The following is a 24505-nucleotide window of genomic DNA, read 5'->3' on the forward strand; positions in this document are numbered from 1 at the left end:
TCATGACCACAGCCCTGCACATCGCCCTGATCACCGAAACCTTCGCGCCTGAAATCAATGGTGTCGCCAATACCCTTGGCCAGCTGTGTGATGGCTTGCGTGCGCGCAATCATCGCGTGGAACTGGTACGCCCGCGCCAGGCCGACGATGGCGGCCAGCGCAGCAACGACGAACTGATGCTCTGCCGGGGCTTGCCGCTACCCGGCTACCCCGGCCTGCAATGGGGCCTGACATCCACCCATCGCCTGACCAAACGCTGGCGCCAACAACCTCCGGATGTGGTCTACATCGCCACAGAGGGACCGTTGGGCCTGTGTGCATTGCGGGTTGCACGTCGCCTGGGCATTACCGCGGTCACTGGGTTTCACACCAACTTCCAGCAGTATTTGCGTCAACACGGCCTGACCCTGTTCACCCGTGCACTGACGCACTACTTACGCTGGTTCCATAACCGCTCTGCACTGACCCTGGTCCCCAGCACCAGCCAGCGCGTGGAGCTTGCGCGCAGGCATTTTGAACGCCTGGATCTGCTCCCTCGCGGTGTTGACAGCCAGTTGTTCAGCCCGGCAAAACGCCAGGACGCCTTGCGCCAGAGCTGGGGACTCAGGGAAAACGACATTGCGCTGTTACATGTGGGGCGCCTGGCACCGGAAAAAAACCTGGATGCACTCAAGCGCTGTCTTGATGCACTGCAAGCCCGCTATCCGGCGCGCCGGTTCAAGTTGATCGTGGTGGGTGACGGATCAAAACGTGCGGCCCTGGAAGCCTCATTGCCCGAAGCGATCTTTTGCGGGCAACAGTCAGGACACGCCCTGGCTTGTCACTACGCCTGCGGGGATGTGTTTCTGTTTCCGAGTCTGAGCGAGACATTTGGCAATGTGGTGCTTGAAGCCCAGGCCTCTGGCTTGGGCGTAGTGGCCTATGACGAGGCCGCTGCTGGCCTGCATATCCGCCATGGATACAACGGAGTGCTGGCCATGCCGGGGGACGAATACGCCTGGATCGAAGCCGCCTGCTGGCTGCTTGAAGACCCAGAGACCTTACGCACCCTGCGCCTCAATGCCCGACGTCATGCCAGCCGCCAAAGCTGGCCAGGCATTGTCGAGCAGTTCGAAAGCCAGTTGCTGCGGGCTCGACAGGGCTCCATGTGCGAAGCCCCGGTGCCTATTCACGTCGCGGTAAAAAAACCTTAAGCCAGGGATTTTTCAATCGACTGAATCACCGTCGCATCGTCTGGCGCGGTGCGCGGTGAGAATCGCGCCAACACCCGCCCATCTTTGCCGACCAGGAACTTCTCGAAGTTCCAGGTGATTTCCCCCTCAAACTCGGCCCCCTCGCCTGCCAGCAAACGATAGAGCTGATGACGGTCAGGCCCGTTGACCTCAAGCTTGCTGCTCAGAGGAAAACTGACACCGTAGTTGAGGCTGCAAAACGCCTGAATTTGCTCCTCGGTACCCGGCTCTTGCCCGGCGAACTGATTGCATGGCACGCCCAAAACGCTGAAACCCTGGCCCTTGAATTGCTGATACAGGTTTTCCAGCGCTGCGTACTGAGGGGTCAAACCGCACTTGGAGGCCACGTTCACTACCAGCACCACTTTGCCTTTGAAGGTGTCCAGTGGTAGCGGCTTGCCATCCAGCGCGTCTAAGGTAAGTTCGTGAAAAGCACTCATGACGGACTCCAAAATTCCCGTATCCACGTTCAAGCAATCGTCCGACGTACCGATTACCGTAATCTCCCAGGATCAAAAAAGGCGCCCGTAGGCGCCTTCCTGGCTAGTTCACAAGTGAGCGTAGCAGCACTTATCAGTGCTGATGACCGCCTTCACCGTGGACGTGGCCGTGAGCGATTTCTTCTTCGCTTGCATCACGAATTGCAACAACCTTGACCTTGAAGTTCAGACGCTGACCAGCCAGTGGGTGGTTGCCATCAACGGTCACATCGTCGCCGTCCAGATCACGGATGGTCACGATCTGCATTTGGCCGTCCGGCGCCGAAGCGTGGAACTGCATGCCAACTTCCAGTTGGTCAACGCCTTCGAACATGCTGGCGCTCAAGGTGCTTACCAGCTCGGCGGAGTATTCGCCGTAAGCGTCTTCAGGTTCAACGCTAACGTCCAGCTCGTCACCAACAGCCTTACCGATCAGAGCCTTTTCCAGACCCGGAATGATGTTACCTGCACCTTGCAGGTAGACCAGCGGCGCGCCGCCGGCAGAGCTGTCGATGACCTCACCAGCGTCATTGGTCAGGGTATAGTCGATGGAGACAGCCTTATTGGCGGCGATCGTCATGGGGCGAGACCTTTTGCAAAAAAATAATGAGTTCGCAAGTTTAACCAAGCAATCGCCCGAAAGCGAACACAACAAAGACCAACGGATAATTTTGAAAACTTCAACGATCATTGGCTGGCGTCAGGATGAAGAGCAGCACTGGGTTGTCGTGCTCTCCTGTGGCCACACCCAGCACCAGCGTCACCAACCGCCCTGGCAATCAAGACCCTGGGTGCTTGACCCTGAGCAGCGCCAGGCAAAAATAGGCCAGCCCTTTGACTGTGGCTGGTGTGCTCAAGACGCGGATAGCGCTAATCTTGGCAATTGATTCAGGCACAAGCCCGGTTAAAGGGTGTTGCCCTTGCACTGCCACGTCAGGAAGCTCGCATGCAAACTTTCTTTATCGCTCCCACCGACTTTGGTGTGGGTCTGACCTCTATTAGCCTGGGCCTGGTTCGCACCCTGGAGCGCGCCGGGTTGAAAGTCGGGTTTTTCAAGCCCATTGCCCAGCCGCATCCGGGTGACTTCGGCCCTGAACGTTCGACCGAGCTGATCGCCCGCACCCACGGCCTCAAGCCGCCGACCCCACTGGGTCTGGCCCATGTCGAACGCATGCTCGGTGACGGCCAGCTGGATGAGCTGCTCGAAGAGATCATCAACCTCTATCAACAGGCTGCCATCGGCAAGGACGTACTGATCGTAGAAGGCATGGTGCCTACCCGTACCGCCAGCTACGCGGCTCGGGTCAACTTGCACCTGGCCAAGAGCCTGGATGCCGAAGTGATTCTGGTCTCAGCCCCTGAAAACGAAGTGCTGACCGAACTTTCCGGACGGGTGGAGTTACAGGCGCAGCTGTTTGGCGGGCCCAAGGACCCAAAAGTACTCGGTGTGATCCTCAACAAGGTACGCACTGACGAAAGCATGGAAGCCTTCTCGGCACGCCTCAAAGAGCATTCCCCATTGCTGCGCAGTGGTGATTTCAAGCTGCTGGGCTGCATTCCGTATCAACCCGAACTCAACGCCCCGCGCACCCGCGATGTAGCCGAACTGCTCGGCGCCCAGGTGCTCAATGCCGGGGACTATGAAACCCGGCGCATGTCGAAAATCATCCTGTGCGCCCGCACGGTACTCAACACCCTGCAACTGCTCAAACCGGGCGTGCTGGTCGTCACCCCCGGCGATCGCGACGACATCATCCTGGCCGTCAGCCTGGCCGCGATGAATGGCGTTCCGCTGGCGGGCCTGCTGCTGACCAGCGACACCCAGCCCGATCCGCGCCTGATGGAGCTTTGCCGGGGTGCGTTGCAGGCCGGGCTGCCAGTGCTGTCGGTGAGCACGGGGTCCTACGACACCGCCAACCGCCTCAATGGCCTGAACAAGGAAATCCCGATCGATGACCGCGAACGTGCGGAAATCATCACCGACTTTGTTGCCAGCCATCTGGACGCCCACTGGCTGCATCAACGCTGCGGTACGCCACGGGAAATGCGCCTGACCCCAGCCGTCTTCCGCTATCAACTGATCCAGCGCGCCCAGCAGGCCAACAAGCGGATCGTTTTGCCCGAAGGCAGCGAGCCCCTGACCGTACAGGCGGCAGCTATTTGTCAGGCTCGCGGCATCGCCCGCTGCGTATTGCTGGCCAAGCCCGAAGAAGTCCACGCGGTCGCCAAGGCCCACGGTTTCGAACTGCCCGAGGGTCTTGAAATTCTCGACCCGGACCTGATTCGCGCCCGGTACGTCGAACCGATGGTGGCCTTGCGAAAGACCAAGAGCATCAACGCGCCGATGGCCGAGCAGCAGCTGGAAGACCCGGTGGTGATTGGCACCATGATGCTGGCACTGGACGAGGTCGACGGGCTGGTTTCAGGGGTGATCCACTCAACCGCCAACACCATCCGGCCTGCCCTGCAGTTGATCAAGACGGCACCGGGCTGCACGCTGGTATCGTCGGTGTTCTTCATGCTGTTCCCCGAGCAGGTGCTGGTGTACGGCGACTGCGTGATGAACCCGCACCCGAGCGCCTCTGAACTGGCAGAAATCGCCCTGCAAAGCGCCGACTCTGCCGCGGCGTTCGGCATCACCCCGCGGGTGGCCATGATCAGCTATTCCAGCGGCGAATCGGCCAGCGGTGAAGAAGTCGAAAAAGTCCGCGAAGCCACCTTGCTGGCCCACGAAGCCCAGCACTCACTGCTGATCGACGGCCCGCTGCAATACGATGCCGCCGCCAACGAGGTAGTCGCCAGGCAACTGGCCCCCAACAGCCAGGTGGCAGGCCGAGCCACCGTTTTTGTGTTCCCGGACCTGAACACCGGCAATACGACTCACAAAGCCGTGCAACGCAGCGCCGATTGCGTCAGCCTCGGGCCAATGCTGCAAGGCCTGCGCAAGCCGGTGAACGATCTGCCACGCGGCGCTCAAGTGGACGATATCGTCTACACCATCGCCCTCACGGCCATTCAAGCCGCCAACCGACCTATGGATATTTAAATGTTGGACTTCTTGCCTGCACCGCTACGCGGCGTCATTGCTTCGCTGCTGCTGGCGATCAACACCATCGTGTGTTGCACGCCGCTGTTCATCGTCGCGATTTTCAAGCTGTGTCTGCCCTTTGCGGCAGCTCAACGGGTGACCGACGAATTGATGCGCCGTATCCACGAAGCCTGGATCGCCAACAACAATCGCTGGATGGACTTGCTGCGCAAGACCCGCTGGCATATCAAGGGCCTTGAGGGGCTGGACTATGAGCACTCGTATCTGGTGACCAGCAACCACCAGAGCTGGGTCGACATCATGGTGCTGCAATACGTGCTCAACAAACGCATCCGCCCGCTCAAGTTCTTCCTCAAGCAGGAGCTGATCTGGGTGCCGGTCATTGGCCTGGCGTGGTGGGCGCTGGGCTTTCCGTTCATGAAACGCTACTCCAAGGCCTACCTGGCCAAGCACCCGGAGAAAAAAGGCGCGGATCTGGCGACCACACGTAAAACCTGCGCCAAGTTCAAAAACCAGTCCGTGGGGATCTTCAACTTCGTCGAAGGCACGCGCTTTACAGAAGCCAAGCACGCGCAGCAGAACTCGCCGTTCCGCTACCTGCTCAAGCCCAAGGCCGGAGGCATCGCCTTTGTGCTGGATGCAATGGGCGAACAGCTGCAGTCCATCATCAACGTAACCATCCACTATCCGGGCGGGCGTCCAGGGTATTGGGACTTGCTGTGCGGCAATGTGAAAGACGTGGTGGTGGTGTTTGAAGAGCTGCATATCCCGGCTGAGTTTCTGGGTAAAAACTACGATCAGGACCCCGAGTACCGGCTGGCATTCCAAGGCTGGATCAACCAGTTATGGGAAGACAAAGACCGGCTGCTGGAGGAGTTGCATCGCGAGTTCCCTAAATCCTGATGCCTCAGGATCTTGTGGGAGCGGGCTTGCTCGCGATGCAGGCGCACCGGCTTGGCTGAAGAACCGGATTGATACCATCGCGAGCAAGCCCGCTCCCACAGGGGTATTTCCGGCATTTGAGGCCCAATAAAAAGCCCGCCACCGATCTCTCGGTGGCGGGCTTTTTAGTGCGGCTTAAATCGCGCCGCGTTGGCGCAACAGGTCGAGCACCAGTTTGACGCTCTCTTCCAGGGACAGCGATTGCGTGTCGACCACAAGGTCGGCATTCAACGGCACGTCATACGGGAAGGATTCACCCGGGATGTTGTCACCACCCGCTGCATACAGCCCTTGCGGGTCACGCTCGGCGCACACGGCCGGAGATGCCTGAACATAAACGGTCACCAGACGGTCGCTGCCAATCAGCGCCTTGGCCTGTTCACGGCCTTCAGCGTCCGGCGCCACGAAGGCGGCCAGTGTCAGCAGGCCTGCTTCGTTGAACTGGCGCGCCACGTGAGCAGCACGACGCCAGTTTTCAGTACGTCCGGCACGATCCTGTGGCAGACCCTTGTTCAGGTCATGGCGCAGGTTCTGGCCATCCAGCACGAATACCGCACGTCCCATATCGAACAACTTGCGTTCAACCGCATAGGCCAAGGTGCTTTTGCCAGCACCCGACAGCCCGCTGAACAACACGGTGGCCGGTTGCTGGCCAAAACGCTGGGCACGCTCTTCAACAGCCACATGGGCCAGTTTGCCGTGATGGGTTGCGCTGCCATGACTCAACGGCTGGGCAACGATCATGCCTGCACCCACGGTGCCGTTGGTCAGGCGGTCGATGATGATGAACGAGCCGGTCGTGCGGTTGCTGTCATAACCATCCAGCGCAATCGGCGCGTCGAGGCTGATTTTGACTTTGCCGATTTCGTTCAGCTGCAAAGCACTGGCCGGACCTTCTTCCAGGGTGTTCACATCGACTTTGTTGACGATGCTGGCAACCGAACCCGGTACGTAGCTGGTCGCGCGCTTGATGTCGTACTTCTTGCCCGGCAGCATCGGCTCTTCAGCCATCCACACCAGCATGGCTTCGAAGTTGTCAGTCACCAGCGGCACGTTGTCGGCATGCACCAACAAGTCGCCACGGGAGATGTCGATCTCGTCTTCCATGGTCAGGGTAACTGCCTGACCGGGACCTGCGTGCTCCAGTTCACCTTCAAAGGTGACGATGGATTTGACGCGGCTGCTCTTGCCCGACGGCAACACGACGATTTCATCGCCCTTGTGCACGATGCCGCTGGCCAGGGTGCCGGCAAAACCACGGAAGTTGAGGTTCGGACGGTTCACGTACTGCACCGGGAAGCGCAGGTCGGTGAGGTTGCGGTCGGCCGCCACTTCCACGGTTTCAAGGATTTCCATCAGCGACTGGCCGGTGTACCACGGCGAGCGCTCGGATTTGTTCACCACGTTGTCGCCTTTAAGGGCAGACATCGGCACAAAGTGCAGGCTGGTCGGCTTGAGCTTCAAGCCCTCGGCAAACTTCAGGTAGTCGGCCTTGATCGACTCGAACACACCTTCGTCAAAACCCTTGAGGTCCATCTTGTTGATGGCCACGACGATATGCTTGATGCCCAGCAACGAGGCAATGAAGCTGTGGCGACGGGTCTGGGTCTGCACGCCGTAACGGGCATCGACCAGAATGATCGCCAGGTCACAGGTGGACGCACCGGTGGCCATGTTGCGGGTGTACTGCTCATGGCCCGGGGTGTCGGCAATGATGAATTTGCGCTTGGCGGTAGAGAAATAGCGATACGCCACGTCAATGGTGATGCCCTGCTCGCGCTCGGCTTGCAGACCGTCAACCAGCAGTGCCAGGTCGATATCGTCGCCCGTGGTGCCGCTTTTTTTCGAGTCGCGGGTAATGGCTTCCAGATGGTCTTCGTAGATCATCTTGGAGTCGTGCAGCAGGCGCCCGATCAGGGTGCTCTTGCCGTCGTCGACGTTGCCGCAGGTCAGGAAGCGCAACATCTCTTTGCGCTCGTGCTGGCCCAGGTAGGCGAGGATATCCTCGCTGATCAAATCAGATACATGCGACATGACAACCCCTTAGAAATAACCTTGACGTTTTTTATCTTCCATTGAGCCTGCGCCATCGTGATCGATGACTCGGCCCTGGCGCTCGGAAGTTCGCGTCAGGAGCATTTCCTGGATGATGTCGGTCAGGGTTTCAGCCTCTGACTCCACCGCGCCGGTCAGCGGGTAGCATCCCAGAGTACGGAAGCGGACCTTTTTCTTGACGATGCGAGCCTTGTCTTCGTCAGACAGGTGCTCAAGGATACGGTCGTCGTCGATCATGATCAGCGTGCCGTTCTTCTCGATGACGTCGCGCTCGGCCGCAAAGTACAGCGGCACAATCGGGATGCCCTCAAGGTAGATGTACTGCCAGATGTCCAGCTCGGTCCAGTTCGACAACGGGAACACACGGATGGATTCGCCCTTGTTGACGTTGCCGTTGTAGACGTTCCACAACTCGGGGCGCTGGTTTTTCGGATCCCAGCGGTGCTTGCTGTCACGGAAGGAATAGACGCGCTCTTTGGCACGGGATTTTTCTTCGTCGCGACGGGCACCACCAAAGGCGGCATCGAAGCCGTATTTGTCCAGAGCCTGCTTCAGGCCCTCGGTTTTCATGATGTCGGTGTGCTTGGCACTGCCGTGGGTGAAGGGGTTGATCCCTTGAGCCACGCCGTCCGGGTTGACGTGAGTGATCAGGTCCAGGCCCAGCTCGGCAACCATCTTGTCGCGAAAGCTGTACATCTCCTGGAATTTCCACTGGGTGTCGACATGCATCACCGGAAACGGCAGCTTGCCAGGGAAAAACGCCTTGCGTGCAAGGTGCAGCATCACGGCGGAATCTTTACCGATCGAGTACAGCATCACCGGGTTATCGAACTCGGCGGCCACCTCGCGGATGATGTGGATGCTTTCCGCCTCCAGCTGTTTCAGGTGCGTCAGTTTGTCGACCATGGCTACTCACGAAAGCTATCTTATGAACGGCCTGCGGGCCGTGTTCGAGGGTCGAATGCTAGCACAGCGTCCGCTTCTATAGATGACCCCAGCTAGATCGAAACGGTCTAAGAATAGACCCCGGAGTTTGGGCGATTACTCCCTGTGGGAGCGGGCTTGCTCGCGATGCAGGCAATGCGGTTATACCGCAAGACCGCGTTTATTCGATCGCGAGCAAGCCCGCTCCCACAGGGTTGGATTCCAATAATCAGATCGGATTCGGGCAATCGATGAACAGGTGTTCCAAAGCAAAGCGCCGCGCCAGGTAGTCACCCAATGCCTGCACGCCATAGCGTTCGGTAGCATGGTGCCCCGCGGCAATGAAGCTGATGTCGTTTTCCCGGGCACTATGGAAAGTCTGCTCCGAAGCTTCGCCACTCAGGTACAGATCAACGCCCGCCAGCACCGCCTGATCGATATAGCCTTGCCCGCCACCGGTACACCAACCCACGCGGCGGATCATTTCACTGCCTTCAATCAGCAGCGGCTCGCGCCCAAGCGCCTCTTGAACACGGCGTGCAAAATCACGGGCGGTCACAGGCTCGGCCAGAGAGCCCACCAACCCCACCACTTTCGAATTGCCAGGATCAAGCGGGCCTTCGACGGTGATGTCCAGCTGCCGCGCCAATTGCACGTTGTTGCCCACCTCGGGATGCAGGTCCAGTGGCAAGTGATAGGCCAGCAGGCTGATGTCGTGCTTGAGCAGCGTCTTGAGGCGACGTTGCTTCATCCCGGTCACGCAGGGATCTTCACCCTTCCAGAAGTAACCATGATGCACCAGCACCAGATCGGCCTGGGCCTCGACTGCAGCATCCAGCAGTGCCTGGCTGGCGGTCACGCCACTGACGATGCGCATCACCTGGGGGCGACCTTCGACCTGCAGGCCATTGGGGCAGTAATCATTGATGGCGGCGCAATTGAGGTAACGATTTGCTTCTTCTACCAGCGTGCTCAGGGCGACAGCCATAAAAGACTCCTAAATATAGCGTTCAGAGCCGGGCGGCCCTCGTATAATGGCGCCATTATGGGCCGTCAGAACGGCTCTGCAACCTTCAGGACTGAGTTCAATGTTTAAGGCTTTGCGTTTTTTTGGCTGGCCATTGCTGGCTGGCGTGCTTATCGCTTTGCTGATTATTCAGCGTTACCCGCAATGGGTTGGACTGCCGAGCCTGGACGTTAATCTGCAACAAGCCCCGCAAACCAGTTACATGCAGCAAGGGCCGGTGACCTATGCCGACGCGGTAGTGCGTGCCGCGCCTGCCGTAGCCAACCTTTACACCACCAAGGTGGTGAACAAAAACGCCAGGCCCTTGTTCGAGGACCCGCAGTTCCGGCATTTTTTCGGCAACAACGAGCCCAAGCAAAAACGTATGGAGTCCAGCCTGGGTTCGGCGGTTCTGATGAGTCCCGAAGGCTATTTGCTGACCAATAACCACGTGGTCGCAGGGGCCGACCAGATTGTGGTGGCGCTGAAGGACGGTCGTGAAACACACGCCAGGGTCATTGGCAGCGACCCGGAAACTGACCTCGCGGTGCTGAAGATCGACCTCAAGAATCTGCCGGCAATCACCATCGGCCGCTCGGATACCTTGCGTATCGGTGATATCGCCCTGGCAATTGGCAACCCGTTCGGCGTGGGTCAAACCACCACAATGGGCATCATCAGTGCCACAGGCCGCAACCAGTTGGGCCTGAACAACTACGAAGACTTTATCCAGACCGATGCCGCGATCAACCCGGGCAACTCGGGCGGCGCACTGGTAGATGCCAACGGCAACCTGACCGGCATCAACACCGCGATTTTCTCCAAGTCAGGCGGTTCGCAAGGCATCGGCTTCGCGATCCCGATCAATCTGGCGATGGAGGTCATGAAGTCGATTATCGAGCACGGCCAGGTCATTCGCGGCTGGCTGGGGATTGAGGTTCAACCCTTGACCCAGGAACTGGCCGAGTCGTTTGGTCTCAGTGGACGCCCGGGAATTGTTGTCGCGGGCATTTTCCGTGGGGGTCCGGCGCAAAAAGCCGGTCTTGAACTGGGAGACGTGATTCTGAGCATCGATGGCGAGCCTGCCAGCGATGGGCGCCGCTCAATGAATCAGGTGGCGCGGATCAAGCCTTCGGACAAGATCACGATCCAGGTCATGCGTAACGGCAAAGAGCTTAAGCTCACCGCCGAGGTGGGCCTGCGACCGCCACAGGAACAGCCGCCGCAGCAGGAAGAATAAGTAACGCGCCCTCACCACCTGATGTGGGAGCGGGCTTGCTCGCGATGGTATCGCCGCGGTTTGCCTGAACTACCGCGGCGCCTGCATCGCGAGCAAGCCCGCTCCCACAAGAGCCGCGGTCAACCTCTATTCGATATCCGACAACCCTTCAATCAACGCCGCGTTCTGCTCCGGCGTACCGATGCTGATGCGCAAGAACTGGGCAATGCGCAATTGCTTGAAGTGGCGCACGATCACGCCCTGCCCTCGCAACTTGGCCGCCAGCGCCGCCGCATCGTGTTCCGGATGACGGGCAAAGATAAAGTTCGCCGCCGACGGCAGCACTTCAAAACCCAGTGCCTGCAACTGCCCTACCACGTGTTCGCGACTGTCGATTACCTGCTTGCAGGTGTGCTCGAAGTATTCACGGTCGGCAAACGCAGCCGCAGCACCCGCAATGGCGATACGGTCCAGCGGGTAGGAGTTGAAGCTGTTCTTGATCCGCTCCAGCGCTTCGATCAGATCCGGGTGGCCCACTGCCAACCCGACCCGCAAGCCTGCCAGGGAACGCGACTTGGACAGGGTCTGAGTCACCAGCAGGTTCGGGTAGCGATCCACAAGGCTGATGGCCGTCTCGCCACCAAAGTCGATGTACGCTTCATCCACCACAACCACTGAATCAGGGCTGGCCTTGAGGATCTGCTCGATAGCCTCCAGCGCCAACAGGCAGCCGGTCGGGGCATTCGGGTTCGGGAAGATGATCCCGCCATTAGGCCTGGCATAGTCCGCAGGCTGGATCTGGAATTGCTCATCCAGAGGCACTGCGTCAAATTCGATGCCGTACAAACCGCAGTAAACCGGATAGAAGCTGTAGCTGATATCCGGAAACAGCAGCGGCTTGTCGTGCTGGAACAGGCCATTGAATACATGGGCCAGGACTTCGTCCGAACCGTTGCCCAGAAACACCTGGGCAGTCTGTACGCCGTAGTACTCGGCCACCGCCTGCTTGAGCAGGTCGCTGTTCGGGTCAGGGTACAAACGCAGGTTGTCGTTGATCTCGGCCTGCATCGCCGCCAGAGCCTTGGGCGAAGGCCCATAAGGGTTTTCGTTGGTGTTGAGCTTGACCAGTTTGGTCAGCTTCGGCTGCTCACCCGGCACGTAAGGCACCAGATCCTTGACGAATGGACTCCAGAATTTGCTCATGCTTATTGCCCCTTGTCGTCGGCGATGATGCGGTATTCGGCACTGCGGGCGTGCCCGGTCAGCGACTCGCCACGGGCGAGAATCGATGCGGTCTTGCCCAGGTCGGAAGCACCCTGCTCGGAGCAGAAGATGATCGAGGAGCGCTTCTGGAAGTCATACACCCCCAGCGGCGACGAAAAACGTGCCGTGCCGGAAGTTGGCAATACGTGGTTGGGGCCCGCGCAGTAATCACCCAGGGCTTCAGACGTGTGTCGGCCCATGAAGATCGCGCCAGCGTGACGGATCTGCGGCAGCCAGGCTTGCGGGTCAGCCACCGACAACTCCAGGTGCTCCGGGGCAATGCGATTGGCAACGTCGATGGCTTGCTGCATGTCATTCACCAGAATCAGTGCGCCACGGCCATTGATCGACGTTTCGATGATGTCGGCCCGCTCCATGGTCGGCAACAACTTGGCAATGCTCGCCGCGACCTTGTCGAGGAACTCGGCGTCGGGGCTGACCAGAATCGCCTGTGCGTCTTCATCGTGCTCGGCCTGGGAAAACAGGTCCATGGCAATCCAGTCCGGATCGGTCAGGCCATCGCACACCACCAGAATTTCCGAAGGGCCGGCGATCATGTCGATGCCCACCTGACCGAACACGTGGCGCTTGGCGGTGGCGACATAGATGTTGCCCGGGCCGACCACTTTGTCGACTTTCGGAACGCTTTCTGTGCCGTAGGCCAGTGCCGCAACGGCCTGTGCACCGCCGATGGTGAACACTCGGTCAACGCCCGCAATGCAGGCGGCAGCCAGCACCAGCTCATTGATTTCGCCACGAGGGGTCGGCACCACCATGACCACTTCGGTAACGCCTGCGACCTTGGCCGGAATGGCGTTCATCAACACCGATGACGGGTAAGAGGCTTTGCCGCCCGGCACGTACAAGCCTGCACGGTCCAGTGGCGTGACTTTCTGGCCCAGCACCGTGCCGTCGGCTTCGGTGTAGCTCCAGGAATCCTGCTTCTGTTTTTCGTGATAGCTGCGCACACGCTGTGCGGCTTTTTCCAGCGCTTCACGTTGCGGCGCGGTGATACGGGTCAGGGCCAGTTCCAGGCGCTCGCGGGGCAGGATCAAGTCGGCCATCGAGTTGACGCTCAGCCCGTCAAAGCGCTGGGTGAACTCAACCAGAGCAGCGTCGCCACGCTCACGCACGGCTTTGATGATGTCGAGCACACGCTGGTTGACCGAGTCGTCAGACACACTTTCCCAGCTCAGCAGATGATCCAGATGCTGCGCGAAATCCGGGTCAGCAGCGTTGAGTCGGCGAATTGCAGTGGGAGCGGTCATAGCGAGGGCCTCGGTATTGGGCGAATGCTTAGAATGGATGATGTTACACAGTGAAGGCAGCAAGACTACCAAGCCATCCGCGCAGGTCGCTGAAATTTCTGGCTATTACACGGATAGATGGGCGCGACTCAAGGTCGCGCAGGTGAGTCAGCCGCGGTGTCGCGATTCCACTGCCTTGCGCAGGGTATCGATCAGGGCTTGAATACGGGCGTGCTGCATTTTCATCGAAGCCTTGTTAACCACCAGACGGGAGCTGATGGCGGCAATGAATTCCTGAGGTTCCAGGCCATTGGCGCGCAAGGTGTTGCCGGTGTCGACCACGTCGATGATCTTGTCGGCCAGGCCAATCAGCGGCGCCAGCTCCATCGAGCCGTACAGCTTGATGATGTCGACCTGACGGCCTTGCTCGGCGTAGTAGCGCTTGGCGACATTGACGAACTTGGTGGCAACACGCAGGCGGCCTTTAGGCTCGGGAACACCAATGGCACCGGCAGTCATCAGCTTGCACTGGGCAATCTGAAGGTCCAGCGGCTCGTAAAGGCCCTGGCCGCCGTACTCCATCAGCACGTCTTTACCCGCGACACCGAGGTCTGCCGCGCCATGTTCAACGTACGTCGGCACGTCGGTGGCGCGTACGATCAGCAGACGTACATCGGGTTGGGTAGTCGGAATGATCAGCTTGCGGCTTTTGTCCGGATTCTCGGTCGGCACAATGCCCGCTTCAGCGAGAAGCGGCAGGGTGTCGTCAAGGATACGGCCCTTGGACAGTGCAATGGTCAACATGGGAAACGTAAGTCCTTATCAGGGTACTTTTTGCCCGGGCGCAATCGGCGCCGGACAAGCATCGAGCCTGATATCAGGCTCGACTTGAACGATTCGAGGCCAGGTAAGGTAACGCTTGCAAGCCGTTACGTCACCTGGCGGCTGGACACTATCCCTGTGCCCATGATGCCAAACAGCAAAAACTAGCCCGGAACGCGGCGAATTTTGGCGCCCAGCATTTGCAGTTTTTCTTCGATGCACTCGTAACCACGGTCTATGTGGTAGATGCGGTCGATCAGGGTATCGCCTTCAGCGACCAGAGCCGAGATAACCAGGCTGGCCGAAGCACGCAGGTCGGTAGCCATGACTGGCGCGCCCTTGAGGGTTTCAGTACCGGTGACGATGGCAGTGTTGCCTTCGACCTGGATCTTGGCGCCCATGCGGTGCAGTTCGTACACGTGCATGAAGCGGTTCTCGAAGATGGTCTCGATCACTGCGCCCGTGCCTTCGGCGATGGCGTTCAGGGAGATGAACTGCGCCTGCATGTCCGTCGGGAACGCCGGGTACGGAGCCGTACGCACGTTCACCGCTTTAGGACGCTTGCCGTGCATGTTCAGCTCGATCCAGTCTTCACCGGTAGTGACTTCGGCGCCCGCTTCCTTGAGCTTTTCAAGAACGGCTTCGAGGATGGTCGGATCGGTGTCCTTGACCTTCACACGGCCGCCGGTCACGGCAGCGGCTACCAGGTAGGTACCGGTCTCGATACGGTCCGGCATCACGCGGTAGGTTGCGGTGTGCAGTTCTTTGACGCCATCAATGGTGATGGTGTCCGTGCCTGCACCGCTGACCTTGGCGCCCATGGCGTTCAGGAAGTTGGCCAGGTCGACGACTTCAGGCTCGCGTGCAGAGTTCTGCAAAACGCTGCGGCCATTGGCCAGAGCGGCGGCCATCATGATGTTTTCAGTACCGGTCACGCTGACGGTATCGAAGAAGAAGTTGGCACCGCGCAAGCCGCCTTCCGGAGCCTTGGCCTTGATGTAGCCACCTTCCACGTCGATCACTGCGCCCATGGCTTCAAGGCCGCGGATGTGCAGGTCAACCGGACGCGAACCAATGGCGCAACCACCTGGCAAGGCCACTTCGGCATAACCGAAACGCGCAACCATCGGGCCCAGAACCAGGATCGAGGCACGCATGGTTTTAACCAGTTCGTACGGCGCAACCAGGGTTTTGATGGTGTTCGGGTTGATTTCGACGCTCAGCTTTTCATCGATCACCGGCTCAATGCCCATGCGACCGAACAGCTCGATCATGGTGGTGATGTCATGCAAGTGCGGCAGGTTGGCTACAGTGACCGGGCCATTGCACAGCAAGGTCGCTGCCAGAATCGGCAGGGCGGAGTTCTTCGCCCCGGAAATGCGGATTTCGCCATCTAGACGAACGCCGCCGGTAATAATCAATTTATCCATAACAATCTCGACGCCAATGGGCTCAGGGGGCTCAGGTGCGCTCGGCCCAGGCCGCGCTGCTGAAGAATTTCATAGTGACCGCATGGATGCTGCCATCAGCGATCCACGGGTTCAAATGGGCATAGATGCTTTGTTGACGTTTGACCGGGCTCAAGGCCACCAGTTCGTCACTAATCACGTTCAGCTGAAAGTTGCAGCCTTCGCCCTCAACTTCTACCTGGGTTCCAGGCAGCTTTCCCTCAAGAAAGCTCTTCACTTCTACGGCCTGCATGCTCAACCTCAATCGGCGCCTAACGCGCGCGGGTCGGCCATCATACAAAAAAGCCCCGCGCCTGCGAACCCCGTATAACAGGACTCTGACGGGGGGACTTTTCTATACGTGGCTATTAATGATGTGCCAGCAATTCGGTCAAGCCCGAGACCTGAGCGATTTCGCGCATGTCTTCGGGCATGTCACGAATGCTCAATGGCTTGTTCAGGGCTTGCGCATCACGGATGTAACACAACAACAGCGACAAACCGACGCTGCTGGATTTGGTGACACCCGAGCAGTCAACGACCAACGCCTTCGCCAGAGCTTTTTTGATCAGTGCCTGACCTTCAGTGCGCAAGCGGGGGCCGGTCTGATAATCGAGTACGCCACTGAGGCGCAACTCGCTCTCGCCGGCCAGGGTTACAGCCGCTTCACTCATTGGCCTGCAGCCTTGGGCGAAGCTGCATCGGTCGTTTCCTTGGCCTTGGCTACTTCGCCAGCCCAGTTATCGATGGTTTTATCCAGGTTGTTGCCGTTGCGCTGCATGGCGTCGGCGAACTGATCACGGAACAGCTTGCCGATGTTGATGCCGTTAATGATCACGTTACGCACTTTCCACTCGCCGTTAACCTTGTTAAGGGTATAGGACAGCGGGTAAATCGCCCCGTTATCACCTTTGACGGTCATGTCGACGCTGGTGCGATCGCCGCTTTCATCCTTGGCCGGGGCAACGGTGATGCCCTGGTTTTTGAACTCAAGCAAGGCATTGCCATAGAACTGCATCAGGCTGCGCTTGAAGTTCTCTTGAAAGCGCTGCATTTGCTCAGGACTCGCACTACGGGAGTACTTCACGGTCATGATGCTTTTCGAAATACCGTCGGCATCCACCACCGGCCCGACAATACCGTTCAGGGCATCGTAGAACTTGCTCGGGTTTTGCTTGTACTGCTCTTTATTGGCAGCCAGGTCAGCCAGCAACCGGGTGGTTGTGTCTGAAACGATGTCGTGAGCAGACTGCCCCGGCGCAGCATTTGCCACCAGAGGGAGGGCTGCAGCCATAATTACCAACAGGCCACGGCGCAAGAGAGAAATCATCTTAAAGCTCCTTATTTGGCGTCTTTGCTAACGGTATTGAGCAGGAATTTACCGATCAGGTCTTCAAGGACCAGCGACGACTGAGTGTCGTGAATGGTGCCACCGTCCTTGAGCACAGTGTCTTCACCACCCACGCTCAGACCGATGTATTTCTCGCCCAGCAGACCCGCTGTGAGAATAGACGCAGTCGAATCGGTCGGCAGATTATCCACAGCTTTTTCGAGCTGCAGGGTGACACGGGCCATGTAGTTGTCACGGTCCAGGTCAATCGCCGTAACCTTGCCGATGGTCACGCCCGCCATGGTGACTTTGGCGCGCACGGTGAGACCGGCAATATTGTCAAAGTTGGCGTACAGCTTGTAGGTGTCAGTGCTGGCGGTCGGGGACAGTCCGCTGACCCGCAGGGCAAGCAGAAGCAAAGCCAGGATGCCAGCCAGCAAGAACAGGCCGACACCGATTTCCATGGTGCGGTTTTGCATCAGAAATCTCCAAACATCAAGGCAGTCAAAATGAAGTCCAGCCCGAGGACTGCCAGAGAGGCATACACCACGGTCTTGGTAGTGGCACGGCTGATCCCCTCTGATGTGGGCTCACAGTCATAACCTTGAAACACGGCAATCCAGGTCACCACGAAAGCAAATACGATGCTTTTGATGATCCCGTTAAGTACGTCACCACTGAAGGTCACGCTATTTTGCATATTGGCCCAGTAGGAACCGTCATAGACACCCAGCCAGTCCACTGCAACCCACGAACCGCCCCAGATGCCGACCACACTGAAAATCATCGCCAGCACAGGCAGGGAAATAAAACCGGCCCATAACCGCGGCGCGATAATGTATTTGAGTGGGTCGACCCCAATCATTTCCAGGCTGGACAGCTGCTCGGTCGATTTCATGTTGCCGATTTCAGCGGTCAAGGCAGAACCCGCCCGCCCGGCAAACAGCAAGGCAGTCACCACCGGCCCCAATTCGCGCAACAGCGTGAGGGCCACCATCTGCCCAACCGCCTGCTCGGAACCATAGCTGGACAGAATGCTGAAGCCTTGCAGCGCCAGCACCATGCCGATGAATATGCCGGACACCACGATAATGACCAGCGACATGACACCAACGGAGTGCAGCTGCTTGATCAGCAGCCCGAAACCGCCGCCGATACCGCCTCGCCCCAGCAGTGCATGAAACAGGAAAATCGTCGAACGCCCCAGCACCGCGACGATGTCGATCCCGGCTCGGCCAAACAAACCGATACGGTCCATTAATGAATGTCTGCGCATCAGCGCTTCCCCAGTAGATCGGTTCGGTAGTCCGACGCCGGAAAGTGAAACGGAACCGGGCCATCCGGATCGCCGGTCATGAACTGGCGAATGCGCGGGTTATCGGCGTTCATCAACTCTTCAGGCGTACCCTGCCCCAGCACCTGACCGTCACCGACTACATAGAGATAGTCGGCGATGCTCGCGGTTTCAGCCAGGTCGTGAGACACCACAATACTGGTGATGCCCAGCGCATCGTTAAGCAGGCGAATCAGCCGCACCAGCACTCCCATTGCGATGGGATCCTGGCCCACGAAGGGTTCGTCATACATCAGGATTTGCGGATCCAGAGCAATCGCCCGCGCCAGGGCCACCCGACGCTTCATGCCGCCGGACAACTCGTCGGGCATCAAATCGATAGCCCCGCGCAAGCCCACCGCCTGCAATTTCAGCAGCACGATGTCACGAATCATTTCTTCAGGCAGCTGGGTATGCACCCGCAGCGGGAAGGCAACGTTCTCGAACACATCCAGATCGGTGAACAATGCACCACTCTGGAACAACACCCCCATGTGCTTGCGGGCATCAAACAAATCACTGCGCGACAGAGTCGGCAGGTTTTGATTGTTGACCCACACTTCGCCGCTGCTGGGACGCAGTTGCATGCCCATCAGGCGCAATAGTGTGGTTTTGCCGCAGCCCGACGGGCCCATGATTCCCGTGACCTTGCCACGGGGAATTCGAATATCGACATTATTGAAGATGCTGCGCGTGCCGCGCTTGAAGGACACTCCCTTCAGCTCGACCGCGTAGGCGTTATCGGCGCTCATCTAAACTCCTTGCGATGCAGCCTCTGCCTCTCACCCGGACACCAAACTTCTTATCAAGAAGCACGCGTTCCCTGGCGGGCCGAACTGGCGGCGAACTATACCACTGCTCATAGTGACCGCCCAAGACCGAAGGAGTGCCGGTTCAGCCTCAATACAGTGAAATAAAGCGGGTTTTTCTGTAAACACACTAAGAGTTTACCTACGCAGGCAACAAAGCACTGCGATCAAGCGTGAGAGAACGCCACATAACCGCTATAATCGTTGCCTTTTCTCAGGCTACCCGACTTCAACCATGAGCCAATCCAGCGACCTGATTCAATCCGCCCAACGCACCATCCGCCTCGAACTGGAAGCCGTAGAGGGCTTGCTGACTCATATCGACGCAGATTTCGTACGCGCTTGCGAGATGATTTTGGCAAGTAAAGGCCGGGTAGTCGTGGTCGGCATGGGCAAGTCAGGGCACATAGGCAACAAAATTGCCGCCACCCTGGCCAGCACCGGCACCACGGCTTTTTTCGTTCATCCGGCAGAAGCCAGCCACGGTGACATGGGCATGATCACCCGGGATGACATCATTCTCGCGCTGTCCAATTCTGGCTCAACCGCCGAAATCGTCACCCTGCTGCCGCTGATCAAGCGCCTGGGCATCAAATTGATCAGCATGACCGGTAATCCGCAATCGCCCCTGGCCAAGGCGGCCGATGTCAGCCTCGATGCAAGCGTGGCCCAGGAGGCCTGCCCGCTAAACCTGGCACCGACCTCCTCCACCACGGCAACCCTGGTGCTGGGCGATGCACTGGCCATAGCACTGCTCGAAGCCCGTGGCTTCACAGCCGAAGACTTTGCCTTCTCCCATCCGGGTGGAGCACTGGGCCGGCGTTTGCTGCTCAAGGTCGAAAACGTCATGCACTCTGGCGATGAGTTGCCGCAAGTCATGCGCGGCACCCTGCTCAAAGAAGCACTGATGGAAATGACCCACAAGGGGCTGGGCATGACTGTCGTCATCGAAGAGGACGGCCGGCTGGCCGGGATCTTCACTGACGGTGACTTGCGCCGCACTCTGGACCGTGAAATCGATATCCGCAACGCAACCATTGATGCCGTCATGACCCCGCACGGCAAAACCGCCCGGGCCGACATGCTGGCGGCCGAAGCCCTGAAGATCATGGAAGATCACAAAATCAGCGCACTGGTGGTTGTCGACAAGCAAGATCGCCCGGTTGGCGCCTTGAACATGCACGATCTGCTACGCGCAGGAGTAATGTAATGACCCAGGAACTTCTCAAACGCGGCAAAGGCATCAAGCTTGCCATTTTTGACGTTGACGGTGTCTTGACCGACGGTCGCCTGTACTTCCTCGAAGACGGCAGCGAATTCAAAACCTTCAATACCCTCGACGGCCAAGGCATCAAGATGCTGATGGCGGCCGGCGTTCAAACCGCAATCATCAGCGGTCGCAAAACCCCGGTCGTCGAGCGCCGCGCGCAAAATCTGGGCATCCCGCACCTCTATCAGGGCCGGGAGGATAAATTGGTCGTGCTGGACGAGCTTCTTGGCCAACTCAACCTAAGCTATGAACAGGTCGCCTATTTGGGCGACGATTTGCCAGACTTGCCGGTTATCCGTCGTGTCGGCCTTGGAATGGCAGTGGCCAATGCTGCAAGTTTTGTTCGCGAGCACGCCCACGGCGTTACCCAGGCACGTGGTGGCGAAGGTGCCGCCCGCGAATTCTGCGAGCTGATTCTGCGTGCCCAGGGCAGCCTGGACGCAGCCCACGCCGCCTACCTATAGAGCTTTCTATGCTGAGCAAAAAGATTCGCCAAATACTGCTGTTCGCGGTCATTGCTTCGCTGTTTGCAGCAGTTGGCTACTGGAACATCAGGCCGGAACGCTTTCTCGACGCCCCTACCGTGGCCGTGGATGAACACGCTATCGACTATTACGCCACCAACGCACGCAGCCTTCAGTTTCTGCCCGACGGCAAGTTGCAGTACGAGATGACCTCCGAGAAGCTTGAACATTTGAAAGCTTCCGAAGTCACTCTATTGACCAACCCGAAAATGCAGCTGTATCGCGGCACGGCCTACCCGTGGGACGTGAAGAGCGAGCGCGGTGAAGTCAATCCGGACGGTACTGAAGTCGAGCTGATCGACTCGGTGCGCATAGCCCGTACCGACGAGAAAAAACGCACCACGATTATTACCAGTACCCGCATGACTGTATTCCCGCAGAAGCAATATGCGCAGACCGAGCGAGACGTTAGAATCGACGGCGCTGGCGGCGTGACTACTGGCAAGGGAATGAAAGCATATTTGAAAGACGGCAGGATGGACCTGCTGTCCAACGTAAGAGGACAGTATGAGTCTCGTTAAAACCCTCCCTTTATTGCTCAGCTTGAGCGCAGCACTGGGAAGCGTGAGCGCCTGGGCTCTGCCGAACGACAACGAGCAACCTATCCGCATTCAGGCCAACGAAGCACAACTGGATGACAAGCAAGGCATCGCCACGTACAAGGGCGATGTAATCATCACCCAGGGCTCGATGAAAATCACCGGCAATACCGTCACCATCACCCGTAACGCTGCGGGAGAAATCGACGTGGTGACTTCTGTGGGCAACCTGGCTTACTTCGAGCAGCTGCAAAAAGCCACAGACCCCAAGCCGGTTCAGGCTTACGCCGTCACCATTCAGTACCATGCGCCGCAAAATCGCATCGTGCTGATCGACAAGGCCAAGGTCATCAACGACGGCAACACCACCGAAGGCGAGAAAATCGTCTACGACACGGTGAAACAAATCGCCAGCGCCGGTCGCGCCAATGGTAGCCAGGTCACAGCACCTCGCCCACGCATCGACATGGTGATCCAGCCCAAGAAGAAAACCGACCCGCAGAAGGCCCAGTAATGGCAACTCTGAAAGCCCAGCATCTGGCCAAAAGCTACAAGGGCCGTCAGGTAGTACGTGATGTCAGCCTGTCGATCGACAGCGGGCAAATCGTGGGTTTGCTCGGCCCTAACGGCGCGGGCAAGACCACGTGCTTCTACATGATTGTCGGCCTGGTGCATGCCGACCAGGGTCGCGTCCTGATCGACGACCTGGACGTCAGCCATGAGCCCATGCACGGCCGCGCACGCGCCGGTATTGGCTACTTGCCGCAGGAAGCCTCGATTTTCCGCAAGCTGTCTGTCGCGGATAACATCATGGCCATCCTCGAAACACGCAAGGAACTCGACAAGGCCAGTCGACGCAAAGAGCTGGAAAGCCTGCTGCAGGAGTTCCACATCAACCACATCCGCGACAACCTGGGCATGAGCCTGTCGGGTGGTGAACGTCGCCGGGTAGAAATTGCCCGCGCCCTGGCCACTGCGCCAAAGTTCATCCTGCTCGACGAACCTTTTGCCGGGGTTGACCCGATTTCGGTGGGCGACATCAAGCAAATCATTCACCACCTCAAGGCCAAAGGCATTGGCGTGCTGATCACCGATCACAACGTTCGTGAAACCCTCGACATCTGCGAAACCGCTTATATCGTTAACGACGGCCAACTGATCGCCGAAGGTGATGCAGAAACGATTCTGGCCAACAAGTTGGTGAGAGAAGTTTACCTGGGCCATGAGTTCCGCCTGTAAATCCAGGCATGTCGCGTGTTGTCAGAGCACCTGAGGCAGTAAAAAGTCCCGATGATTTTTATTGCCCGGGCGCTCTCAATGGGTTTACTCCCCCTGCGTGGAAACTAATTGAGAACGCCCCCTAGGCAAACGCACCGGTTTCAGGCATATAATTTGCTTAAGTTTGGCGCTCGCGCGCCCTGTAGTGGATGGCGCCATGTGCGCCGGCGAATAAGGTGTTAAGCCCCTGCCATGAAACCATCGCTAGTCCTGAGAATGGGCCAGCAGCTGACGATGACACCTCAGCTGCAACAGGCCATCCGCCTGCTCCAATTGTCGACCCTCGACCTGCAACAGGAAATCCAGGAAGCCCTGGAGTCCAATCCGATGCTCGAACGCCAGGAAGAAGGCGACGACTTCGACAATGCAGACCCCTTGGCCGACAACATCGAGCAAAAACCCAATTCCGACGTTCAGGAGCCCACCTACCAGGAGCCCGCACAGACGGTAGACAACCTGGAAGACGGCGACTGGGGCGACCGCATCCCCAATGAGCTGCCTGTGGACACTGCCTGGGAAGACGTCTACCAGACCAGCGCCAGCAGCCTGCCAAGCAACGATGATGACGAGTGGGACTTCACCACCCGCACCTCTGCCGGCGAGAGCCTGCAAAGCCACCTGCTGTGGCAGTTGAACCTTGCGCCGATGTCCGACACCGACCGACTGATCGGTGTGACCCTCATCGACTGCATCAATAACCAGGGCTACCTGGACGAAACCCTCGAAGAAATTCTCGAAGCGTTCGATCCCGAACTGGATATCGAGCTCGACGAAATTGAAGCCGTCCTGCACCGCATCCAGCAATTCGAACCTTCCGGCATTGGTGCGCGCAACCTGGGCGAGTGCCTGCTCCTGCAATTGCGCCAGCTCCCGGCCAAGACACCTTGGCTGAACGAAGCCAAACGCCTGGTCACGGATTACATCGACCTGCTGGGCGCGCGCGACTACAGCCAGCTCATGCGCCGCATGAAGCTCAAAGAGGACGAACTGCGCCAGGTCATCGAACTGGTGCAAAGCCTCAATCCGCGCCCGGGCTCGCAAATCGAGTCCAGCGAAGCCGAATATGTCGTGCCGGACGTGATCGTTCGCAAGGACAACGAGCGCTGGCTGGTGGAGCTCAACCAGGAGTCCGTGCCACGTCTGCGGGTAAACCCGCAATACGCAGGTTTCGTGCGTCGCGCCGACACCAGTGCCGACAACACCTTTATGCGCAACCAGCTGCAAGAAGCACGCTGGTTTATCAAAAGCCTGCAGAGCCGCAACGAAACCCTGATGAAAGTGGCGACCCAGATCGTCGAGCATCAGCGCGGATTTCTGGAATATGGCGACGAGGCCATGAAGCCACTGGTACTGCACGACATCGCAGAAGCCGTGGGCATGCACGAGTCAACCATTTCGCGGGTTACCACGCAGAAATTCATGCATACCCCGCGCGGTATCTATGAGCTGAAGTACTTTTTCTCCAGCCACGTCAGCACCTCTGAAGGCGGCGAATGCTCCTCCACTGCGATCCGTGCCATCATCAAAAAACTGGTTGCAGCTGAAAATCAGAAAAAGCCGTTGAGTGACAGCAAGATCGCTGGTTTACTGGAGGCACAAGGTATTCAGGTAGCCCGTCGCACCGTCGCCAAGTACCGCGAATCCCTCGGGATAGCGCCTTCGAGCGAACGCAAGCGTTTGATGTAAGCCACGGACCCCGGCGTTTCAGTGGCAGGCTGCTCGGCCTGCCGCTTTAT

At 58.4% G+C, this 24505-nt stretch carries 26 protein-coding genes; 11 read left to right on the plus strand and 15 right to left on the minus strand.

Annotated features, from left to right (window positions below):
• Nucleotides 1–2 precede the first annotated feature (2 nt).
• Nucleotides 3–1193, plus strand: coding sequence for a glycosyltransferase family 4 protein (locus AACY07_RS02500; RefSeq protein WP_338648748.1), 1191 nt, complete (start codon nt 3–5; stop codon nt 1191–1193).
• Here AACY07_RS02500 and AACY07_RS02505 read toward each other — a convergent pair.
• Entirely contained in the window at nt 1190–1672 is a 483-nt protein-coding gene (locus AACY07_RS02505; protein WP_133076350.1) for a glutathione peroxidase, read from the minus strand. The genes AACY07_RS02500 and AACY07_RS02505 overlap by 4 nt on opposite strands.
• Before the next feature lie 133 nt (nt 1673–1805).
• Nucleotides 1806–2291: an FKBP-type peptidyl-prolyl cis-trans isomerase gene (locus tag AACY07_RS02510; RefSeq protein WP_019824979.1), complete on the minus strand. Its 486-nt coding sequence runs from the start codon at nt 2289–2291 to the stop codon at nt 1806–1808.
• On the opposite strand from AACY07_RS02510, the gene AACY07_RS02515 reads away from it, so the two are divergent.
• Genes AACY07_RS02515 through AACY07_RS02525 form a run of 3 tightly spaced genes read left to right on the plus strand, consistent with a single transcriptional unit; the run spans nt 2260 to nt 5663 of the window.
• Nucleotides 2260–2598 carry a DUF3565 domain-containing protein gene (locus AACY07_RS02515; RefSeq protein ID WP_133076351.1) on the plus strand — a complete coding sequence of 113 codons (339 nt, stop codon included), beginning with the start codon at nt 2260–2262 and terminating at the stop codon, nt 2596–2598. The two genes, AACY07_RS02510 and AACY07_RS02515, sit on opposite strands and share 32 nt — an antisense overlap.
• 59 nt (nt 2599–2657) lie before the next feature.
• Complete coding sequence (gene pta / locus AACY07_RS02520; protein WP_326427344.1) at nt 2658–4757, plus strand: phosphate acetyltransferase; 2100 nt, start codon at nt 2658–2660, stop codon at nt 4755–4757.
• The gene (locus tag AACY07_RS02525; RefSeq protein ID WP_339473336.1) at nt 4758–5663 is read left to right on the plus strand and encodes an acyltransferase; all 906 of its coding nucleotides are present in this window, start codon (nt 4758–4760) and stop codon (nt 5661–5663) included.
• A gap of 174 nt (nt 5664–5837) precedes the next feature.
• On the opposite strand, the gene cysN is transcribed toward AACY07_RS02525, so the two are convergent.
• The 3 genes from cysN to AACY07_RS02540 form a co-directional block, all read right to left on the minus strand.
• On the minus strand, nt 5838–7736 hold the full coding sequence (gene cysN, locus AACY07_RS02530) for a sulfate adenylyltransferase subunit CysN (RefSeq protein ID WP_133076354.1): 1899 nt from the start codon (nt 7734–7736) through the stop codon (nt 5838–5840).
• A 9-nt stretch (nt 7737–7745) separates the two neighbouring features.
• Nucleotides 7746–8663, minus strand: coding sequence for a sulfate adenylyltransferase subunit CysD (gene cysD / locus AACY07_RS02535; RefSeq protein WP_095028988.1), 918 nt, complete (start codon nt 8661–8663; stop codon nt 7746–7748).
• Nucleotides 8664–8910: 247 nt separating this feature from the next.
• Nucleotides 8911–9669 carry a Nif3-like dinuclear metal center hexameric protein gene (locus tag AACY07_RS02540; protein WP_338648752.1) on the minus strand — a complete coding sequence of 253 codons (759 nt, stop codon included), beginning with the start codon at nt 9667–9669 and terminating at the stop codon, nt 8911–8913.
• A 100-nt stretch (nt 9670–9769) separates the two neighbouring features.
• Here AACY07_RS02540 and algW point away from each other — a divergent pair, with 100 nt between their 5' ends.
• Nucleotides 9770–10927 carry a Do family serine endopeptidase AlgW gene (gene algW, locus AACY07_RS02545; protein WP_133076356.1) on the plus strand — a complete coding sequence of 386 codons (1158 nt, stop codon included), beginning with the start codon at nt 9770–9772 and terminating at the stop codon, nt 10925–10927.
• Nucleotides 10928–11053: 126 nt separating this feature from the next.
• On the opposite strand, the gene hisC is transcribed toward algW, so the two are convergent.
• From hisC to AACY07_RS02595, 10 genes are all read right to left on the minus strand, one after another.
• Nucleotides 11054–12109, minus strand: coding sequence for a histidinol-phosphate transaminase (hisC, locus tag AACY07_RS02550; protein ID WP_133076357.1), 1056 nt, complete (start codon nt 12107–12109; stop codon nt 11054–11056).
• 2 nt (nt 12110–12111) lie between these two features.
• Nucleotides 12112–13437: a histidinol dehydrogenase gene (gene hisD / locus AACY07_RS02555; RefSeq protein WP_133076358.1), complete on the minus strand. Its 1326-nt coding sequence runs from the start codon at nt 13435–13437 to the stop codon at nt 12112–12114.
• 147 nt (nt 13438–13584) lie between these two features.
• Nucleotides 13585–14220 (minus strand): ATP phosphoribosyltransferase, encoded by a 636-nt coding sequence (gene hisG / locus AACY07_RS02560; protein WP_133076359.1) that lies wholly within the window; start codon nt 14218–14220, stop codon nt 13585–13587.
• 182 nt (nt 14221–14402) lie between these two features.
• Complete coding sequence (murA, locus tag AACY07_RS02565) at nt 14403–15668, minus strand: UDP-N-acetylglucosamine 1-carboxyvinyltransferase (protein ID WP_133076360.1); 1266 nt, start codon at nt 15666–15668, stop codon at nt 14403–14405.
• A 31-nt stretch (nt 15669–15699) separates the two neighbouring features.
• Nucleotides 15700–15939 (minus strand): BolA family protein, encoded by a 240-nt coding sequence (locus tag AACY07_RS02570; RefSeq protein ID WP_003439919.1) that lies wholly within the window; start codon nt 15937–15939, stop codon nt 15700–15702.
• Nucleotides 15940–16054: 115 nt separating this feature from the next.
• A complete protein-coding gene (locus AACY07_RS02575) occupies nt 16055–16360 on the minus strand; it encodes an STAS domain-containing protein (protein ID WP_019825006.1) in 306 nt (101 codons plus the stop codon).
• Complete coding sequence (locus AACY07_RS02580; RefSeq protein WP_133076361.1) at nt 16357–17016, minus strand: MlaC/ttg2D family ABC transporter substrate-binding protein; 660 nt, start codon at nt 17014–17016, stop codon at nt 16357–16359. Before AACY07_RS02580 ends, AACY07_RS02575 begins: the two co-directional genes overlap by 4 nt.
• Before the next feature lie 11 nt (nt 17017–17027).
• The gene (gene mlaD, locus AACY07_RS02585; RefSeq protein ID WP_019825010.1) at nt 17028–17495 is read right to left on the minus strand and encodes an outer membrane lipid asymmetry maintenance protein MlaD; all 468 of its coding nucleotides are present in this window, start codon (nt 17493–17495) and stop codon (nt 17028–17030) included.
• Nucleotides 17495–18292 (minus strand): lipid asymmetry maintenance ABC transporter permease subunit MlaE, encoded by a 798-nt coding sequence (gene mlaE, locus AACY07_RS02590; RefSeq protein WP_133076362.1) that lies wholly within the window; start codon nt 18290–18292, stop codon nt 17495–17497. The genes mlaD and mlaE overlap by 1 nt, the downstream gene beginning before the upstream one ends.
• The gene (locus tag AACY07_RS02595) at nt 18292–19101 is read right to left on the minus strand and encodes an ATP-binding cassette domain-containing protein (RefSeq protein ID WP_046809022.1); all 810 of its coding nucleotides are present in this window, start codon (nt 19099–19101) and stop codon (nt 18292–18294) included. Before AACY07_RS02595 ends, mlaE begins: the two co-directional genes overlap by 1 nt.
• A 292-nt stretch (nt 19102–19393) precedes the next feature.
• Here AACY07_RS02595 and AACY07_RS02600 point away from each other — a divergent pair, with 292 nt between their 5' ends.
• The 6 genes from AACY07_RS02600 to AACY07_RS02625 all read left to right on the plus strand — a co-directional run bounded on the left by AACY07_RS02600 (nt 19394) and on the right by AACY07_RS02625 (nt 24455).
• Entirely contained in the window at nt 19394–20368 is a 975-nt protein-coding gene (locus AACY07_RS02600) for a KpsF/GutQ family sugar-phosphate isomerase (protein ID WP_019825016.1), read from the plus strand.
• A complete protein-coding gene (locus AACY07_RS02605; protein ID WP_133076363.1) occupies nt 20368–20892 on the plus strand; it encodes a KdsC family phosphatase in 525 nt (174 codons plus the stop codon). Before AACY07_RS02600 ends, AACY07_RS02605 begins: the two co-directional genes overlap by 1 nt.
• Nucleotides 20893–20900: 8 nt before the next feature.
• The gene (lptC, locus tag AACY07_RS02610; protein ID WP_338648757.1) at nt 20901–21473 is read left to right on the plus strand and encodes an LPS export ABC transporter periplasmic protein LptC; all 573 of its coding nucleotides are present in this window, start codon (nt 20901–20903) and stop codon (nt 21471–21473) included.
• Nucleotides 21460–22005, plus strand: a complete 546-nt coding sequence (gene lptA / locus AACY07_RS02615; RefSeq protein ID WP_133076365.1) for a lipopolysaccharide transport periplasmic protein LptA — start codon at nt 21460–21462, stop codon at nt 22003–22005. The genes lptC and lptA overlap by 14 nt, the downstream gene beginning before the upstream one ends.
• Entirely contained in the window at nt 22005–22730 is a 726-nt protein-coding gene (gene lptB / locus AACY07_RS02620) for an LPS export ABC transporter ATP-binding protein (RefSeq protein WP_133076366.1), read from the plus strand. The genes lptA and lptB overlap by 1 nt, the downstream gene beginning before the upstream one ends.
• Before the next feature lie 231 nt (nt 22731–22961).
• Nucleotides 22962–24455 carry an RNA polymerase factor sigma-54 gene (locus tag AACY07_RS02625; protein WP_133076367.1) on the plus strand — a complete coding sequence of 498 codons (1494 nt, stop codon included), beginning with the start codon at nt 22962–22964 and terminating at the stop codon, nt 24453–24455.
• The last annotated feature ends 50 nt before the right edge of the window (nt 24456–24505 follow it).

It is taken from the genome of Pseudomonas sp. RL_5y_Pfl2_69, from assembly GCF_963970465.1.
Lineage (GTDB): Bacteria > Pseudomonadota > Gammaproteobacteria > Pseudomonadales > Pseudomonadaceae > Aquipseudomonas.